The following is a 17138-nucleotide window of genomic DNA, read 5'->3' on the forward strand; positions in this document are numbered from 1 at the left end:
CAGAGGGCCTGCCGAAGGTCTCCCCGAGTGCGGTCAGCTCAGTTGCCTGCGCCGGTGGTGCAGGTGCCGGCCTTGACCTGCGCCGGGGTGCACACCGTGGCCTCAGCACCGGCGGAGGCCGTCGCAGTCGGAGCCACGGTCCGGGTCTTCGCCTGCGGGGTCACGGCCGGGGCCTGCGTGGTGGTCGTCGTCACGGCCGGAGCCTCGGTGGTCTGGGTCTGCGTCTGGGTAGGCGCAGGTGCCTCCGTGGTCTCCTCAGCGGGCTTGGTCGGCTCAGCCGGCTTGGTCGGCTGCTCCGCCGGCGTGGTCGGCTTCGCGGCGGGCTTGTCGGCCGGCTTGGTGGTGGTGGTCGTCTGCGCACCGGCACCGGCTCCGGCACTGGCGCCCGCGCTGGCGCCGGCGCTCGCACCGTTGCCACCCACGTTGCCGCCGACCGAACCGCCGACACCGGCGCCGCCGGTCACCGTCGAACCCGAGCCCGCGGTACCCGTGGCACCTGCGTTACCCGTGGCCTCGACCTTGGCGGTCACCCGGTTGCCGTTGTCCGCGCTGGGCTTGGCGATGGTCGCCTCGACCTCGGTGCCGACGGCCTCGTTCAGCGAGGCGACGGTGCCGGCCTGGATGGTCGCACCCTTGATCGCGGTGGGCAGCGGGTTGGTCACCCCGGCGTCGAGGTTGACGTTGCCGGTCACCTTGGCACCGGGGAGGGCCACCTCGGCCTTGACGTTCGCCGAGGTCGGCAGCGGGGCGAGCACGACGCCGGGCGCGACGGGGGCCGTCACGGTGGCGCTCCCACCGACGGTCGCGTACACCGGCGCCACGATCCGTCCCTGGCCCCGCACGTCGACGACGCGGCCCGGGGTCACGGCCCAGACCGGGTAGTACGGCTGATCCCAGGCCGGGTTCACCCGGCGGTACGGGTTGTTGCCGATGTTGATGCCGATCGACACGTTGATCAGCGGCTGCGGCCGCGGCGCGGTCCAGCTCGGCGGGTACACGTAGAACACGGGCACGTCGACCTTGAACTCGGCCGAGAACCACGGCTTCGGGTAGTCGGGCCGCTGCCACGGGCGGGGCTCGCCCGGGTGCCACGGCTTCACGCCCAGCTGGCGGCCGTACAGAGTCCAGCAGGTCTGGGTCTGGACCTCGGTGCTGACGGTGCCGCCCGGGGTGGTCGACGTCCGCTTCCAGGACGCCGACTCACAGATCTGCTGGTAGATCTCGATCTGCTCCTGCGTGTAGTTCCACGGCCGGTGGTTGACCGGGCGCTGCATCGGCGGCGGGGGCGGCGCCTGGGGAGCCACGCGCACGCCGGGGATCGGGGCGGCCGGGTAGTAGACGGTGGTGTTGTTGCTGGTCGAGGTGATGGTGCCCTGCGGGAGGCCGGAGTTCGCCACTGCCTGGGCGGCGACGGTGTTGCCCACCATCGTGACGCCCTTCGGCGGGACGGCGATGCCGTCGGTCTGGAAGGCGCCCGGGTTCGCGGTGAACTGATCGCCGGTGACGGGCGAGAACGCGACGGGACTCTCCCCCTCGGTCGACTTGCCACACCCGGCGACGAGGCCTGCGACGGCCACGACGGCGAACGACGCGGCTCCGATCTTCTTGGTGTTCATGCGGTATCCATCCTTGGTGATGAGACGGGGCCGAGGGCCGCCGGTGGACTCTGGACTCAAGTCACAGCCTGTATCCCGACGATGCCCCACTTCGTTACACACCACCCGCGAAAATCGCGAAGTTCAGGGTTCTCCCGCAGGTTCAGTACAGGGGACGCACAGAGAAGACCTGTAGTTTCTGGGGCGCACCCTTGGCTTTGAACTTGCGCGGTCGCACCTGGTAGCGGGCCCTATCGGCGATACTGAACACGGTCTCCGAGGCGAGCACCTCGCCCCCGTTCGCCGCTTCCGCGACCCGCGCGGCGATGTTGACGTCCACGCCGATCAGATCGCCCTTCACGCGTCGGGGCGTGCCCGTGTGCAGGCCGGCGCGCAGGGTCGGCCGGTAATCCTCGGCGAGGTCGATCGCACCCACCGCCTCGATCACCTCGTACGCCGCCTCGATCGCGGTGTCGCCGTCGAAGGCGGCCAGGGCACCGTCGCCCATGGTCTTGACGATGACTCCCCCATGCCGCTCCACGAGCTCCTTGGTCGTCTTGTTCACCGCGTGCAGCAGCCGAACGATGTCGTCGTCGGAGCGACCCAGCGCCCAGGTCGAGAAGGCGACGAGATCGGTGAACATGATGGTGATCGGCTTCGGCGGCAGGTAGCCGCGGTCGCGTCGGCTGATCATCGCCTGCCACGTCGCGGTAGCCAGGGTGCCGAGCTCGCGGGTCACGGTCGGCTCGTCGCCCACGATCCGGTCCACCAGGCCGGCCAGCCGCTCCGTGGACTCCGCGTCGGGCTGGAACAGGTCCTTCTTGGGGCCGCCGGGCATGTTCTCGCGCGCGGCGCGCACCAGCGAGGTCATCGCCTTACTGCGGTTCGCCTTGTGCGCCGCCTCGGCGCTCCTGGCGAGGAACGCGCGGCCCCGTCCCTGCGGCCGAGCCGCGGCATCGTCGGGCACGTCGAGTGCGTCGTCCGGCATGCGGTCAACAGTAGACGGGCGCAGCCGCGACTGCGAGGCTGACCACGTCCCGTTCCGCGCGCACAGCCGCGCGCCGTAGACGTGTGCGTCGAGGTCCGCCGCAGCGTCGAGCACCGCCTTGACCACCCGCCACACGCCGAAGCTCGCGCGGCGCCCCGCGGGCGGGCGGATCCCGAGGTTGAAGTAGCCGCTGCGCACGTCGTAGTGATCCAGCACGCTGTCCCCTTCGTCCGGTTCGGGTCTTCTGAGGTCAGCGTAGAACGGGTTCCTTCGACACGGGAGGGATTGGCGCACGGCGCGCCGAGCGAGACGGCGCGGCATACTCGCACGGTGGATCAGCCCGGCTACGACGCCCTCGCCCAGCTCTACGCCGACACCTTCCCGGACGCGTTCACCAGTTCCCTCGAACGCGCGGCGGTCGACGCGTTCCTCGGCTCCCTCCCTGGCCCCCGCATCGTCGACGTCGGCTGCGGCATCGGCCACGTGGCCGCGCACATCGCCGAGCGGGGCGGCACCGTCGTCGGGGTGGAACCGAGCCCGAACATGCTCGCGCTCGCCCGGGCCGCGCATCCCGGCCTCGACCTGCGCGCCGGGGACGCCGGGCTGGCCGGGCTCGAGCTCGGCGGGTTCGACGGTGCCCTCGCCCGCTACAGCCTCATCCACCTGCCGCCCGACGAGGTGCGTGCGGTGCTGCGCGACTGGCACGCCCGCCTGCCCGACGGTGCCGTGCTCCTCGTCGCGACGCAGTCCACCGACGATCCCGGAGTGCATCCGTTCGACCATGCCGTCGCGCCGGCCTGGCGCTGGCATCCGGATGCGCTGGCCGAGGCGGTGACCGACGCCGGGTTCGCCGAGCAGTGGCGGCTGATCTCCCGGCCCGACGGGATGGCGCACCACCGGTTCCCCGAGCTGCACCTGGCCGCGCGGAAGCAACGGGAAATCCTGTAGCCTCACCTGCGGTGATTCCACCAGGGGGCGATAGCTCAGTCGGTTAGAGCCGCGGACTCATAATCCGCTGGTCGTGGGTTCGAGCCCCACTCGCCCCACCACACCGCGCCGCGCGCGTCGCCCACCCCGCCGCATCCGACCCACCTGGCCACGACGGTGCCGCTCGCAGGCATAATGTCACCCGTGACGCAACAGCTGGATTCGGATTCCCCTTCGTACGACGCGAGCGCACGCGGCGCGTACGACAGCCACCGCGACGAATGGGTCGCGCGCGAGGAGCAGGCCGAGCGCCTGATCCCGATGATCGGGCGGCTGTACCGCCAGTTCGGCGTGGTGTCGTCGATCCACGGCCATCGGCTGATCAACCTGTCGACCTCGGCGGTCATCTCGGCGCACGAGCGCGCCGAGGAGCTGGGCCACCAGGCGCTCACGCTGTCGCAGACCGAGAAGGTGCTGCGCGGCCTGCTGGCCATCGAGCCCGAGCCCGCGTCGATCGACATCGCGCGCCTGGCGATGCTCGCCGCCGACCTCGAGGACGACGAGGCCGTGCAGGAGCTCCTGCGCGCGGAGATCGCCAAGCGCAACGTGCCGGTGCCCGGCGAGGACGGCGGCGCCGACGTGGTGCTGTACGGCTTCGGCCGCATCGGCCGCCTGCTGGCCCGCATCCTGATCAGCCACGCCGGCAACGGGCACGGCCTGCGCCTGCGCGCGATCGTGGTGCGCCGCAGCGTCAAGAACGACCTCGAGAAGCGCGCGAGCCTCCTGGCCCGCGACTCGGTGCACGGCCCCTTCGCGGGCTCGGTGTCGATCGACGCCGAGAACGACGTGATCATCGCCAACGGCACCCGCATCCAGGTCATCTACTCGGACGACCCGTCGACCATCGACTACACCGCGTACGGCATCAAGGACGCGCTCATCGTCGACAACACCGGCAAGTGGCGCGACGAGGAGGGCCTCGGCCTGCACCTCAAGAGCAAGGGCGCCGCGCGCGTGCTGCTCACCGCGCCCGGCAAGGCGCCGCTGAAGAACATCGTGCACGGCATCAACGACAGCACGATCGAGGACGCCGACACGATCCTCTCGGCCGCGTCCTGCACCACGAACGCGATCACCCCGGTGCTCGCGGCCCTGGACGAGGCGTACGGCATCCAACGCGGCCACGTCGAGACCGTGCACTCGTTCACCAACGATCAGAACCTGATCGACAACCTCCACAAGGGCGACCGCCGCGGCCGCTCGGCGGTGCTGAACATGGTGATCACCGAGACCGGTGCCGCCAAGGCCGTCTCGAAGGCGCTGCCGCAGCTCGAGGGCAAGCTCACGGGCTCGTCCATCCGCGTCCCCACCCCTGACGTGTCGCTGGCGATTCTCAACATCACCCTCGAGAAGCCGACCAGCAAGGAGGAGGTCAACGACTACCTCCGCCGCGTCTCGCTGCACTCGAAGCTGCGCCAGCAGATCGACTACATCGAGTCGCCCGAGGTCGTGTCCACCGACTTCGTCGGCTCGCACCGCGCCGGCATCGTCGACGGCCTCGCGACCATCGCCGACGGCAAGGACCTCGTGCTCTACGTCTGGTACGACAACGAGTACGGCTACTCCTGCCAGGTGGTCCGCGTGCTCGAGCGCATGTCCGGCGTGCACCCGGTGGTCATCCCGGCCCGCGCTGACGTCCGCGTCGAGGCCTAGTACCCGAACCCGTCACCGTCCCGGTGGGAGCAGCTGCTCCTGCCGGGACGGTGTCGTTTCCGATACGTCGCGCGGCACCCCGGTCCCTCCCCGAGCCGCGAGGCGCTCCCGCACCACGGGGGCGAACGGGCTCCACGCGAACCAGGTGGGGAACGACCGGATCAGGCCGGCGGAGCCGGACAGGACCAGGCCTCCCGTCGCGACGGACCGCGGGTAGTCGGTGATGCCCGAGAACACCCGCATCAAGTCCACCGGGTCGGTGCGCACGACCAGGTCCGTGTCGTATCCCGGCGGATCCGTGCAGACCGACGACTCCCGGCGCTCGATGACGAGCCAGATCCGGAGCGGCTCGTCGCCCACGTAATCGAACTCGACGACGGTGCGCCGCTCGGGAAGCGCGTCGGTCACCAATCTCCGAGACATCCACCAGGTCAACGTCACCGGGTCCACCTCGCGCGGCTCGGGTTCGCTGAACATCCAGCGCACCGACCACTCGCCGAGCGCCATGATCACCCGCTCGAGGTCGCGGCCCGCCGGTGTCAGCACGTACTCGTGCCCACCCCCGCGCGGAACCGCGACGCGTTCGACGACCCCCTTGCGCTCCAGGTAGCTCAGCCGGGACTTGAGCAGCGAGCGCGAGATCCCCGGGAGCCCGCGGTCGATGTCGTTGAACCGGCGTCCGCCGAGGATCAGCTCGCGGACGATGAGCGGCGTCCAGCGCTCTCCGATCACGGCACTGGCGAGGGCCACCGGGCAGTACTGGTTGTAGTCCTTCACTGCGGCCTCCTCGGAGAGCGGGCGCTCCCTTCGAGTGTGGGCGCCTCCGGCGCCGGGTCCAGATTCAGTCCCGGCTCGGTCCAGTTCTCGTCCTGGTTCGCGCGCCCCGACGCCGCCATCCTGAGAGGACCAGCGAGGAAGGGAATTATCATGACCAGTACGTTCGACCCATCGGTGTTCAAGTCCACCACCCGTGAGCAATGGCAGGCGGCCGCGGAGGCCTGGCATCGGTGGGGCCCGGATCGAGGAATGGCTCGGCGAATCCACGGTGCGGATGCTCGACGACGCCGGCGTCACCGCCGGTTCCCACGTGATCGACATCGCCGCCGGAGCCGGCGGGCAGACGGTCGCCGCCGCCCGGCGCGCCGGGAGCTCGGGATGGGTGCTCGCGACCGACATCTCGCCGGCGATCCTCGACTTCGCGACACGCTCCGCAGCGGCCGCCGGCCTGACGAACGTCGAGACCCTCGAGGCGGACGGGGAGGACCTCCGCGCGATCCCCGACGCGACCTATGACGCGGCGATCTCCCGGGTCGGCCTGATCTACTTCCCCGATCGCGGGCAGGCGCTCGCGGAGATGCACCGCGTACTCCGGCCCGGCGGTCGCGCGTCGGCCGTCGTGTACGCCGCGGCGGAGCGGAACGGATTCTTCGCCGTTCCCGTCGGCATCATCGGCGCCGCGGCCGGCCTTCCGGCGCCCGCCCCGGGGCTCCCCGGGCCGTTCAGTCTTGCCGGCGACGGCGTCGCCACCGCGGCCTTCACCGCCGCCGGGTTCGTCGACGTGACGGCAACGGCCGTACCGTCGCCCGTCCGGTTCTCCTCCTCGGCGGAGTGCACGCGCTTCGAGCGGGAGTCGTTCGGCGCGCTCCACCAGATGCTCGCGGGCGTCGACGAATCGACCCGCACGCAGACGTGGGAGCGGATCGAGCACGCGCTCGGCGAGTACGACGGACCCACCGGTTTCGTCGGCCCGTGCGAGATGCTGGTGGTGTCCGGCATCCGGCCGTGACCCGTCGGTGCCGCCGAACGTCACCCAATCACGAACAGTCGCAGCAACACCCGTCGCCGCAGCAGCAGTCCCCGTCGCAACAATCGTCGGCGTTCTGCTTCGCTTCGCCGGCCTGAACCAGCTTCTTGGCCGCCTTGTCGTCGGGCTTCTTCCGGCTCTGGGCGCCGTTCGCGACGAGCACCGTCGCCATCGCCGCCAGGAGCAGCGGCCGCACGAGCCGGTCGTCGCGCAGCCGCACCCGACCGAGCAGCTCGATCGCGATGTCCTGCAACGCCCGAAGCCGCTCGACGGCCTGTTCCCGCGTGGTCCCCGTCGCGTCCAGGGGGTTGTAGTCGCCCCGGGCGCGGTCGCGCTGCAGGTCCTCCAGGGCGTCGGCCAGGTGCGCGAACTCCCCGTACGCCCGTCCCAGTTCCGCCAGCGGGGCGGCGTTCTCGGGGCGACCCGCCAGCGTCGCCGACGCCGCGAACATCTCGCCCACGACGGCCGCCGTGGGCGCGGTGACCTCGGCGAGCTCCGTCGCCCGCGCCTCGATCCGGGCCTGCTCCGCGAGGCCGGCCAGCGCTTCGGGCACGTGCGCCGCGGCCGCCACCTCCCCGTCCGCGAGCGCTGCGGCCCCCGCCCGTCGTTCGGCCCGCCGCAGCAGCCCGACGGTGCGCCGTCCCACCACCGTGGCGCCGTGCCCGGCGAGGCCGTGCTCCTGTTCCGCGGCGCGATCCCCGAGTTTCGCTGCGGCGAGCGCCAGCGACGCCGTACGCCCCAGGCGCACACTCAGTTCGGACGGCGCGATCACGTCCGCGCGGCGCATGCCGCGCAGCGCGCACGGACCCGCAGTACGGGTGGCGGCACCGTCGGGCTGCTGGGCCTCGACGAGCGCCGAGAGGAGGGCGGCGTCGGTATTGGTGGCGGCCCGGGCGGGCTGCCCGGCGGCGTCGCGCAGCGCGAGGCACAGGCCGCACATGTGCGCGCGCCAGCGGGCGCGGACGGCCGGGTCGAGGTGGGACGCACAGGGGCGCACGAGTCCGAGCACGGGGCGGCCTCCGATCAGTGGCTACAACCGGGTGGGTCCGCTCATTCTGCGGCCGGCGGCCCGTCTTCGGAGGCGTTGCGGCGATCCGACCGGCGCTCGAGCAGCTTGCGCACCCCGCGCCACGCGATGAGCACCACCGCGGTCCCGAGCAGGACCGCGGGGATCTTGAGCCACGCGTTCAGCGGATCCAGCAGCCAGAACAACAGGCCCAGCGCGGCGACCAGCAGGACGATCTCGACGAGGTCACCGAGGGTGAACGTGCGGTCTTCGTCGTTGATCATCACGCCGAGAACCCTACCGCCGCGCGACCCCCGCGGCCCGCCGCGGCTCCGTCAGCCCGCGGGCCAGTACGCGCTGTCCGGGGTCGCGCGGGAACCGAAGATCGCCTGCCCCACGCGCACGCACGTCGCGCCCTCCTCGATCGCGATCTCGTAGTCGCCGGACATGCCCATGGACAGCTCCCCCACCTCGGGCCAGTCCTGCACCGCGCGGTCGCGCACGTCCCGCAGCACCCGGAAGCACCGCCGCACGCGGGCCTCGTCCGACGAGAACTCCGCGAGCGTCATGAACCCCCGCACCCGCAGCGCACTGAACGCGGGGAGCGCCTCGAGGAACGCGGGGACCTCCGCGGGCGCGAGGCCGCTCTTCTGGGGCTCCGCCGACGTGTTCACCTGCACGTACACGTCCAGGCCGCGCCCCACCATCTGCAGCCGCCGGTCGAGCGCCTCGGCGAGCCGCACGCTGTCGAGGGCCTGAAACTCGTTCGCAAAGGCTGCCACGTCCTTGGCCTTGTTGGTCTGCAGGTGGCCGATCACCGCCCACGACAGGTCCAGGTCGGCCATCTCCTCGCTCTTGCGCTTGGCCTCCTGCACCTTGTTCTCGCCGAGCTCGCGGCATCCCGCCGCGACGGCGAGCCGCAGCCGCTCCTGGGGCACGGTCTTGCTGACCGGCAGCAGCCGCACGTCCGACGGTGCGCGGCCCGCCCGGGTCGCCGCCGCATCGATCTTCGCCAACACCCCTGCGATGTTCGTCTCGAACTCGGCGACGGTCTGCGGCGGGGGTAGGAAGTCATGGGCCGAGCCTATCGGCCGGGTAGAGTCGAGCCCATGATCCGTCTGGTTATCGCTGCAGGGGCCGGCTACGTGCTGGGCACCAAGGCCGGGCGCCGCCGGTACGAGCAGATCAATCGCACCGCGAAGGCCATCGCCACGAGCCCCGCCACCAAGAAGGCCGTCGAGATCGGGCGCCGCAAGCTGTCCGAGCAGCTGAACCCCGATCCGAAGATGCGCACCATGCGCGAGATCGACGCGCAGACGGTGATCTACTCCCCAAGACCGATCTCGACTGATCAGCCGGGCCGTCTCCCGCAGTCCCGGTATCCGTACCGTTCCGGCCCACCAGCTCCCGCGCCTGGTCGATGAATTGGCTGGCGATGTCCACCACCAGCCCCGGGGTGGCAACGCGATCCTGATTCCGAATTTCCGTAGCTCAACAGCGAATATGCCGACCGCGGCGTTGAACAGGGCGGTCACCGCGTACTGCTCGGCGAAGTCGAACAACTCGTCCCGATCAACGTCGAGCATCGGCCATGCGTACGTCGATTCGACTTCCAGCGAAGCCTCGAGTCCCGGCCATTCACCCCCGAGCCTGAGGACGACCCCGAGGGAGGCCGAGTCCCCTGGATCAGGTGTGTTGACACGGCCGGCGATCGACATGGGCCGTTGTAGCTGTTCAGCAGATGACTGCCCCTCAGCCGGATCCGCATCGCGCGGCTTGAACTGAGCCGAAACGACTCGGATACTCGACCGACCCAGGTGTTCACCGCTCGCCAGACGCTGCACCTTCTGCGAATCAGAACGAATGCCGCTCATACCAAGGTCACCCGGGTCCCGTTCCACTCGCCGACCCCGGCGACCACATCGTCGGACTGCTCCGACTTGGGCAGGTGACGATACTCGGTCTTGATCGGCTCGAGCCCGACGCGCACGAGGTCGTAGTCCTCGACCCGAGTGCTGATCAACGCTCCGATCGCCGCGGCGTATCGGCGAATCGTGGACAGGTGCGGATCTGCGCCGAGTCGCTCGAAGTTCGATACCGCGGTTTTCGAGCGGCCCATCCGCTCGGCCACCTGGTCCTGAGTCAGCTTCTTGGTGCGCCGGAGCACGACGAGCGCCTCGAGCAGCTCATCGTCGTTCATCGCCAGGCGCTCGTGCAGCCGACCGTACGGGTCCGCTGCGAGCTCCTTCTCCAGGGCCGAGATCATATCGTCCATGATGTTCAGGTTAACCGTAACTCCGCTGCCCGGGTAATCGGTTCGACGAGGCCCCTTCCTCGCATTCACGAGACCGGCCATTCCTGGAGCTCGCGTCCGAGCGGGTCGGTGAAGGCGACCCGGGTGCACGCACGATCGATGGCATCCTGCTGCTGCGCGGCGCCGGTCGCGTCGCCGTCCACCTTGCACCCCGCACTCACCGCCCACAGCTCGGCCGGACAGGCACTCGGCTCGTGGTAGTAGATCCGGTGCCACACATTCAGATCGGTGAGCTCGCCATCACGTTCGCACTCGTGCGCGTAGGTCATCTTGAGCTCGCCGATCTGGCCGCGAGACGTGGCGCAGGGGTACTCCCATTCCTCGTTCCGCACGGTCCCCTGCGCCGCGCGACGAAGCAACTGCTTCAGGGTGGCGAGCCATGCCCGATCGAGCACGACCTCGGCAGGGTATGCCGCGAAGTCGTTGGACAGATCCTTGTGCCGCTTCCACGAGCAGCCACCTTGAAGGACCCGCGCCGAAGCCCCCTGCGCAGGTTGTCTCTTCACTTCAGCCCCCTCGACCCGACGACGATATCGGCACGGTACAGACGAGGTCCGACAAGAATCGGTCGATCAGAACGCCGTGTCCCCCACGGCCATCTTGAGCAGGCTCTGCCGGTAGCTCTCGAGCGCGACGAGGTCGCCGAACAGACGGTTGTAGTCACCGTCGGAATTGGGCGACATGCGCCGGAGCCGCGACTTGAGGTCGGCCACCTGCCCGCCGACCCACACCTCCTGCAGCCGCGCCATCACCGACTCGACGTACCGCGGCGTCGGGTCGCCCGCCACCTGCATCGGCTCGACGGCGAGCTCGGTGACCAGCGGCTCGAGCACTGGCCCGTCCACCTGCCGGACCACGGTATCCACCCACTCCGGGCCACCGAGGCCCGCGGCGATCCCGCCCGCGCCCTCGATCGCCAGCCGCACCGCGCGGTACGCGGGATCGGTGAACATGTCGTCGGACAGCGCGTCGAACACCGTGCCCGCCAGCGCGGGCACCTGCAGCGCCGCCTTGAGCACCTCGCGCTGCACCCAGAGCACGGGGTCGGCCGGATTGGGGCGCTGGGGCCCCGTCGGGCGGGCGGGCGCGACCTGCGCCGCCGGGACCGGCTCGCGCCTGCCGTTCGACGGTGCCGGCGCCCCGGGCCCGGGACGCACCTCGCCGCGGCGGATCCGGGCGGACTCCTCGCGGACGCGGCGCAGCACCTGCGCCACGTCCTCCCAGCCGACCCAGCCGGCGAGCTGACGCGCGTACTCGTCCCGCAGCGACATGTCCTTGATCCGCGCGACCACCGGCACCGAGCGACGCAGCGCGTGCACCCGCCCCTCCGCGGTGTCGAGGTCGAACTCCGCGATCAGCGTCTTCACCGCGAACTCGAACATCGGGACGCGCTGGGCGATGAGGTCGCGCACCGCCTCGTCCCCCCGCTTCTGCCGGAGCTCGCACGGGTCCATGCCGTCGGGCGCGACCGCCACGAACGTCTGCCCGGCGATCTTCTGATCGCCGTCGAAGGCCTTCATGGCAGCGGCGCGGCCGGCCTCGTCGCCGTCGAAGGTGTAGATCACCTCGCCGCGGAAGTAGCTGTCGTCCATCATGAGCCGCCGCACCAGCGCGACGTGCTCCTCGCCGAACGCGGTGCCACAGGACGCGACGGCGGTCTCCACGCCGGCGGAGTGCATCGCCATCACGTCGGTGTAGCCCTCGACGACCACGACCTGATGCCCCTTGGCGATGTGCTTCTTCGCGTGATCCAGACCGAAGAGCACCTGAGACTTCTTGTAGAGCATGGTCTCGTTGGTGTTCATGTACTTGCCGAGGTTGTCGTCGTCGTACAGCTTACGGGCGCCGAAGCCGATCACGTCGCCGCCCAGGTTCTTGATGGGCCACAGCAGCCGGCGGTGGAACCGGTCGATCGGCCCGCGCTGGCCCTGCTTGGTCAGCCCCGCGGCTTCGAGCTCCTTGACCTCGAACCCCTGGCGCAGCAGCGCCTTCGTCATCGTGTCCCACCCCGCGGGCGCGTATCCGCACCCGTAGAACTGCGCGTCCTCTTCGGTGAAGTCGCGGTCCTGCAGGTACTTCCGCGCAGTCTCCGCCTCCGGGGTCCGCAGCTGTTCGGCGTAGAACTTCTGGGCGGCGGCGTTCGCGGCGACGAGCCGCATGCGGGTGCCGCGGTCCTGCTTCGGGCCGGGCGCGCCGCCCTCGTAGCTGATCTGGATGCCCACCTTGTCGGCGAGCTGCTCCACCGCCTCCACGAACGGCACGTGCTCGATCTTCTGCAGGAACGAGATGACGTCGCCGCCCTCGCCGCAGCCGAAGCAGTGGAAGAAGCCCTGTGTGGGGCGCACGTGGAAGCTGGGGGTCTTCTCGTCGTGGAACGGGCACAGGCCCTTCATCGATCCCACACCCGCGGGACGCAGCGCCACGTAATCGCCGACGACGTCCTCGATGCGCGCACGCTCGCGGATCGCCGCGATGTCACGCTCCGGGATTCTGCCGACCACGAGTTCGAGTGTACTGCCGCTCAGCCCTCGAGAACCTTCTGGTCCAGGCGCTCCAGGCGGGTCTCCGTCATCGACGCGATCTGGTCGATCACCACCCGCAGGCGGGCGGCGTCGGACTCCGCGGCCAGGTAGGCCGGAGAGTACAGGGGGTCGATGTTCGACGGTGACGCCCCCATCAGGAAGTCGGCCACGCGGTGGATCCGGTCCCGCTGGCCGTGTTGGATCGCCAGGTGCATCTGGTTCGAGTAGATGTACTGCAGGGCCATCGTCTTGAGCAGCACGACCTCGGCCTTCACGGTGCGCGGCACCTCGACGTCGGCCTGATAGCGGCACACGGGACGGTCGCCGGTGGCGGCGCGGGTCGCGTCGATCGCCGCGGACGCGAACCGCCCGACCAGTTCGCTCGTCATCCGCTTGAGCGCCACGGACGAGGCGAGGGCACCGTCGTACTGCGCGGCCGCGGAGACCACCTCGATGGACGCCAGGCGCGCGCCTGCCTCCTCCAACTCGGCGGCCTCGACCCCGCGGAAGCTGGTGGCCCCGAAGCCGGACAGGCTGCGCACCTCGCCCGGCGACGCGAGCGCCCGCAGGTCCAGCCGTCCGGACAGCACGCCGTCCTCCACGTCGTGCACCGAGTAGGCCACGTCGTCGGACCAGTCCATGATCTGCGACTCGAGGCACTGCCGGCGTCCGTGCGGCCCGTCCTCGCCGCCGCGCATCCACTCGAGGACGTGCGCGTCGTCGTCGTACACGCCGAACTTGCCGCCGGGCTCGCGGCGCAGCCACGGGTACTTGGTGGCGGCGTCGAGCGCGGCGCGGGTGAGGTTGAGGCCCACCGACTCCCCCGCGGCGTTCAGCACCTTGGGCTCGAGCCGGGTGAGGATGCGCAGGTTCTGCGCGTTGCCCTCGAAGCCGCCGATGTCGCGGGCCACCTCGTCGAGCGCACGCTCCCCGTTGTGCCCGTAGGGCGGATGTCCGATGTCGTGGGCGAGGCCGGCGAGGTCCACCAGGTCCGGATCACAGCCGATGCCCAGGGCGATACCGCGGCCGATCTGGCTGACCTCCAGCGAATGCGTCAGCCGGGTGCGCGGGGTATCGCCCTCGCGCGGGCCCACGACCTGCGTCTTATCGGCCAGGCGGCGCAGTGCAGCGCTGTGCAGCACGCGGGCGCGGTCGCGTGCGAACGCGGAGCTGTGCCCCTCCCACCGGGGCGCCTCCCACTGCGGACCCGAGAACAGCGCGGGCTCGGAATCCGGTTCGAGCCCCGCCGATTTCGGCGGCTCGGCGACGAGGCGTTCGACATCGGCCGGCTGGTACGCCGCCGGCCCGGGGAGCAGCGGCACCTACTCGGTGACCCAGCCGCGAGAGAAGGCGAAGTCCGCGATGCGCTGGCGGATCTCGATGATCTGGCCGGCGGTCAGGTCGTCGGAGGAGTCCAGCAGCAGCTCGGTCAGCTCATCGACGAACGACTGCATGTCGAGCGCGCCGGTGGCCGCGCGGGGCGCGGAGTCGCGCGGGCCGGATTCCCGACGGGGCCGCTGCTCACGGTGGTCCCGGTCGCCGCGGTGGTCGCGACCGTCCCGGTGATCGCGGCTGTCCCGGTGATCGCGGCGCGGGGCCGCGGCGGGTGCGCCGCCGACCACGGCGACCTTCACCGCCTTGAGCCCCTTGTCGCCCTTCTCCACCTCGAAGGTCACCGCGGTACCGGGACGCAGCGCCGACTCGTCGAAGTCGATGTCGTTGACGTGGAGGAACACGTCCTCGCCGCCCTCATCGGGCGCGAGGAAGCCGAAGCCGCGCTGCGTGTCGAAATGGACCACCTTGCCGTTCGTCATGCCCGCCAGTATCCCACGGAGCAGTGCGAATCGACCGGTACGGTGTCGCTATGCGAATCCGTCGTCTTCCCGCCCGCGTGGCGACCGTCGTCGCCATCGGCGCCGTGGCCGCGCTCGCGGCATGCACCTCCCCCAACATCGACTCGAGCACCGTGGTCGAGATCGACGGCAGGGCCGAGTCGGCGGCCGAGTTCGTCAACGCCGGGTGCCAGCGCGTGGGCGACACGATCACCGTCGGCTCCGGCAGCGTGCAGACGGCCCAGGGCGTCGGCGCCGTCCTCGCCGACGGCAACCCGCCCACTGTCAACAGCCTGTTCATCGCCACGGGCGGCAACGCGATGACGGTGCTGAACACGCCCGTGGGCAAGGTGGGTTCGGCCACCGCGTCGCGAGCCGGCAACCGCTACACGGTCACCGGCGAAGCCCGCGCGGCCAACCTGAGCATGAAGAAGTTCCGGCTCGAGTTCACCTGCAGCTGACCGCGGCACACGACGACCTGTACTCGCCGTCCACCTCCGGAGCGGGCAAGGCGGGCGGGACTCAGCAGCCGGCGAGGCGCGCGGCGAGGTACTGCTGCACCTCGGCCAGCGGCACGCGCTCCTGCGTCATCGTGTCGCGCTCGCGCACGGTGACGGCGTCGTCCTCGAGCGTGTCGAAGTCGACGGTGATGCAGAACGGCGTGCCGATCTCGTCCTGGCGGCGGTAGCGCTTGCCGATGCCCTGGGCGTCGTCGAACTCCACGTTCCAGAACTGACGCAGCTGCGCGGCGAGCTCGCGGGCCTTGGGCGAAAGCTTCTCGTCGCGCGAGAGCGGCAGCACCGCGGCCTTGACCGGCGCGAGCCGGCGATCCAGCTTGAGCACCACACGGGTGTCGGTGCCGCCGCCCGCCTTCGGCACCTCCTCCTCGGTGTAGGCGTCCACCAGGAACGCCATGAACGAGCGGGTGAGGCCGGCCGCGGGCTCGATCACGTACGGCGTGTACCGCTCGCCCGACTGCTGATCGAAGAACTCGAGCGACTCGCCCGAATGCTCGGTGTGCGTGCCGAGGTCGAAGTCGGTGCGATTGGCGATGCCCTCGAGCTCGCCGAACTCGCCGCCCGCGAATCCGAACCGGTACTCGATGTCGACGGTGCCCTTCGAGTAGTGGCTCAACTTCTCCTGCGGGTGCGTGAACAGGCGCAGGTTCTCGGGGTCGATGCCGAGGTCCGTGTACCACTTGAGGCGGTGGTCGATCCAGTACTGGTGCCAGGTCTCGTCGTCGCCGGGCTTGACGAAGAACTCCATCTCCATCTGCTCGAACTCGCGGGTCCGGAAGATGAAGTTGCCCGGCGTGATCTCGTTGCGGAAGCTCTTGCCGATCTGGCCGATGCCGAACGGCGGCTTCTTGCGCGCGGTGGTCATCACGTTCTTGAAGTTCACGAAGATGCCCTGCGCGGTCTCGGGGCGCAGGTAGTGCAGGCCCTCCTCCGACTCGATCGGGCCGAGGTAGGTCTTGAGCATCATGTTGAAATCACGCGGCTCGGTCCACTGTCCCTTGGTGCCGCAGTCCGGGCAGACGATCTCCGTCATCGGCACGTCGTCCGGGTTCACCTCGTCCCCCTTGGCGGCACGCTTCTCGGCGTACGCCTCCTGCAGGTGGTCCTGACGGTGCCGCTTGTGGCAGTTGAGGCACTCGACCAGCGGGTCGTTGAACACGGAGACGTGCCCCGAGGCCACCCACACCTGGCGCGGCAGGATGATCGCGCTGTCCAGGCCCACGACATCGTCACGTGAGGTGACCATGTTCCGCCACCACTGCTTCTTGATGTTCTCCTTGAGCTCCACGCCCAGCGGGCCGTAGTCCCAGGCCGACCTCGTGCCGCCGTAGATCTCACCCGACTGGAACACCAGTCCCCTGCGCTTGCACAGGTTGGCGACGGTATCGACTTTGGTTGCTTTGGCCACGGCGTACTTCAACTCTCCAACTGCGGGACGGGTCTGATCGAACACATCGACTCTACCGTTCGCCCCGGTCGGGGCGGCGCGATGGGACGGTCCCGCGACCCGGCTTGACGTAGCCGACTCTGCATATGAAAATGATTCTTGATAACAGGAGGTGTCCCTCATTCCCACCGACATCGCGGCGGACATCGTCGCCGAGTGCCCCGTCGACGCCGATTGCGAGCCGACCGGCCAACCCGACCCCGAGGTACTGATCGCCACGGGCGACCTGCTGCGCGCGCTCGCCGCACCGGTCCGGATCGCGATCGTGCTCGAACTCATGCGCTCCGAGCTGTGCGTGCACCAGCTGGTGGACAGCCTCGGCGTCACCCAGCCCCTCGTCAGCCAGCACCTGCGAGTGCTCAAGTCCGCCGGCGTGGTCCGCGGCGAGCGCAACGGGCGTGAGATCGTCTACCGCCTGGTCGACGACCACCTCGCGCACATCGTGGTGGACGCGGTCGCGCACGCCACCGAA

Annotated in this window: 17 protein-coding genes, 1 tRNA gene and 1 pseudogene; 7 read left to right on the forward strand and 12 right to left on the reverse strand. The window is 70.2% G+C overall.

Annotated elements, in window-relative coordinates; all coding sequences use genetic code 11:
- Window positions 1-38: 38 nt before the first annotated feature.
- Window positions 39-1616, reverse strand: coding sequence for a hypothetical protein (locus MTP03_RS14710; RefSeq protein ID WP_248488894.1), 1578 nt, complete (start codon window positions 1614-1616; stop codon window positions 39-41).
- A gap of 142 nt (window positions 1617-1758) precedes the next feature.
- Window positions 1759-2799 carry an adenylate/guanylate cyclase domain-containing protein gene (locus MTP03_RS14715; protein WP_248488895.1) on the reverse strand — a complete coding sequence of 347 codons (1041 nt, stop codon included), beginning with the start codon at window positions 2797-2799 and terminating at the stop codon, window positions 1759-1761.
- Window positions 2800-2913: 114 nt separating this feature from the next.
- Between MTP03_RS14715 and MTP03_RS14720 the strand changes: the two genes are divergently transcribed.
- The 3 genes from MTP03_RS14720 to MTP03_RS14730 all read left to right on the forward strand — a co-directional run bounded on the left by MTP03_RS14720 (window position 2914) and on the right by MTP03_RS14730 (window position 5223).
- Entirely contained in the window at window positions 2914-3531 is a 618-nt protein-coding gene (locus MTP03_RS14720; RefSeq protein ID WP_248488896.1) for a trans-aconitate 2-methyltransferase, read from the forward strand.
- A 24-nt stretch (window positions 3532-3555) separates the two neighbouring features.
- Window positions 3556-3632: transfer RNA gene (locus MTP03_RS14725), tRNA-Ile, on the forward strand.
- 82 nt (window positions 3633-3714) lie between these two features.
- Window positions 3715-5223 (forward strand): glyceraldehyde-3-phosphate dehydrogenase, encoded by a 1509-nt coding sequence (locus MTP03_RS14730; protein WP_256465156.1) that lies wholly within the window; start codon window positions 3715-3717, stop codon window positions 5221-5223.
- Window positions 5224-5235: 12 nt separating this feature from the next.
- Here MTP03_RS14730 and MTP03_RS14735 read toward each other — a convergent pair whose 3' ends face one another.
- Window positions 5236-6000: a helix-turn-helix domain-containing protein gene (locus tag MTP03_RS14735; protein WP_248488897.1), complete on the reverse strand. Its 765-nt coding sequence runs from the start codon at window positions 5998-6000 to the stop codon at window positions 5236-5238.
- Between the two features lie 193 nt (window positions 6001-6193).
- On the opposite strand from MTP03_RS14735, the gene MTP03_RS14740 reads away from it, so the two are divergent.
- Window positions 6194-7009, forward strand: coding sequence for a class I SAM-dependent methyltransferase (locus tag MTP03_RS14740; protein ID WP_248488898.1), 816 nt, complete (start codon window positions 6194-6196; stop codon window positions 7007-7009).
- Between the two features lie 28 nt (window positions 7010-7037).
- On the opposite strand, the gene MTP03_RS14745 is transcribed toward MTP03_RS14740, so the two are convergent.
- From MTP03_RS14745 to MTP03_RS14755, 3 genes are read right to left on the reverse strand one after another with little or no spacing between them, the layout of a single operon-like run.
- Entirely contained in the window at window positions 7038-8036 is a 999-nt protein-coding gene (locus tag MTP03_RS14745; RefSeq protein WP_248488899.1) for a DUF5685 family protein, read from the reverse strand.
- A 41-nt stretch (window positions 8037-8077) separates the two neighbouring features.
- Window positions 8078-8320, reverse strand: a complete 243-nt coding sequence (locus MTP03_RS14750; protein WP_248488900.1) for a hypothetical protein — start codon at window positions 8318-8320, stop codon at window positions 8078-8080.
- 48 nt (window positions 8321-8368) lie between these two features.
- Window positions 8369-9052 carry a YggS family pyridoxal phosphate-dependent enzyme gene (locus MTP03_RS14755; RefSeq protein WP_248488901.1) on the reverse strand — a complete coding sequence of 228 codons (684 nt, stop codon included), beginning with the start codon at window positions 9050-9052 and terminating at the stop codon, window positions 8369-8371.
- Window positions 9053-9142: 90 nt separating this feature from the next.
- Here MTP03_RS14755 and MTP03_RS14760 point away from each other — a divergent pair, with 90 nt between their 5' ends.
- The gene (locus tag MTP03_RS14760; protein WP_248488902.1) at window positions 9143-9457 is read left to right on the forward strand and encodes a hypothetical protein; all 315 of its coding nucleotides are present in this window, start codon (window positions 9143-9145) and stop codon (window positions 9455-9457) included.
- A 446-nt stretch (window positions 9458-9903) separates the two neighbouring features.
- On the opposite strand, the gene MTP03_RS14765 is transcribed toward MTP03_RS14760, so the two are convergent.
- The 5 genes from MTP03_RS14765 to MTP03_RS14785 form a co-directional block, all read right to left on the reverse strand.
- Window positions 9904-10308: a helix-turn-helix domain-containing protein gene (locus MTP03_RS14765; RefSeq protein ID WP_248488903.1), complete on the reverse strand. Its 405-nt coding sequence runs from the start codon at window positions 10306-10308 to the stop codon at window positions 9904-9906.
- Window positions 10309-10373: 65 nt separating this feature from the next.
- Window positions 10374-10742 carry a hypothetical protein gene (locus MTP03_RS14770; RefSeq protein WP_248488904.1) on the reverse strand — a complete coding sequence of 123 codons (369 nt, stop codon included), beginning with the start codon at window positions 10740-10742 and terminating at the stop codon, window positions 10374-10376.
- Window positions 10743-10919: 177 nt separating this feature from the next.
- Window positions 10920-12848, reverse strand: coding sequence for a DNA primase (dnaG, locus tag MTP03_RS14775; RefSeq protein WP_248488905.1), 1929 nt, complete (start codon window positions 12846-12848; stop codon window positions 10920-10922).
- A 20-nt stretch (window positions 12849-12868) separates the two neighbouring features.
- Window positions 12869-14191 carry a deoxyguanosinetriphosphate triphosphohydrolase gene (locus MTP03_RS14780; protein WP_248488906.1) on the reverse strand — a complete coding sequence of 441 codons (1323 nt, stop codon included), beginning with the start codon at window positions 14189-14191 and terminating at the stop codon, window positions 12869-12871.
- On the reverse strand, window positions 14192-14683 hold the full coding sequence (locus MTP03_RS14785; RefSeq protein WP_248488907.1) for a cold-shock protein: 492 nt from the start codon (window positions 14681-14683) through the stop codon (window positions 14192-14194).
- Between the two features lie 50 nt (window positions 14684-14733).
- On the opposite strand from MTP03_RS14785, the gene MTP03_RS14790 reads away from it, so the two are divergent.
- Window positions 14734-15162, forward strand: a complete 429-nt coding sequence (locus MTP03_RS14790; RefSeq protein ID WP_248488908.1) for a lipoprotein LpqH — start codon at window positions 14734-14736, stop codon at window positions 15160-15162.
- 61 nt (window positions 15163-15223) lie between these two features.
- On the opposite strand, the gene MTP03_RS14795 is transcribed toward MTP03_RS14790, so the two are convergent.
- The gene (locus MTP03_RS14795) at window positions 15224-16627 is read right to left on the reverse strand and encodes a glycine--tRNA ligase (RefSeq protein ID WP_248488909.1); all 1404 of its coding nucleotides are present in this window, start codon (window positions 16625-16627) and stop codon (window positions 15224-15226) included.
- Between the two features lie 184 nt (window positions 16628-16811).
- Between MTP03_RS14795 and MTP03_RS14800 the strand changes: the two are divergent.
- A pseudogene (locus tag MTP03_RS14800) lies at window positions 16812-17138 on the forward strand (ArsR/SmtB family transcription factor); the annotation flags it as partial.

Origin of the sequence: Tsukamurella sp. PLM1, assembly GCF_023168325.1 — a bacterium.
Taxonomy (GTDB): Bacteria; Actinomycetota; Actinomycetes; order Mycobacteriales; family Mycobacteriaceae; genus Tsukamurella.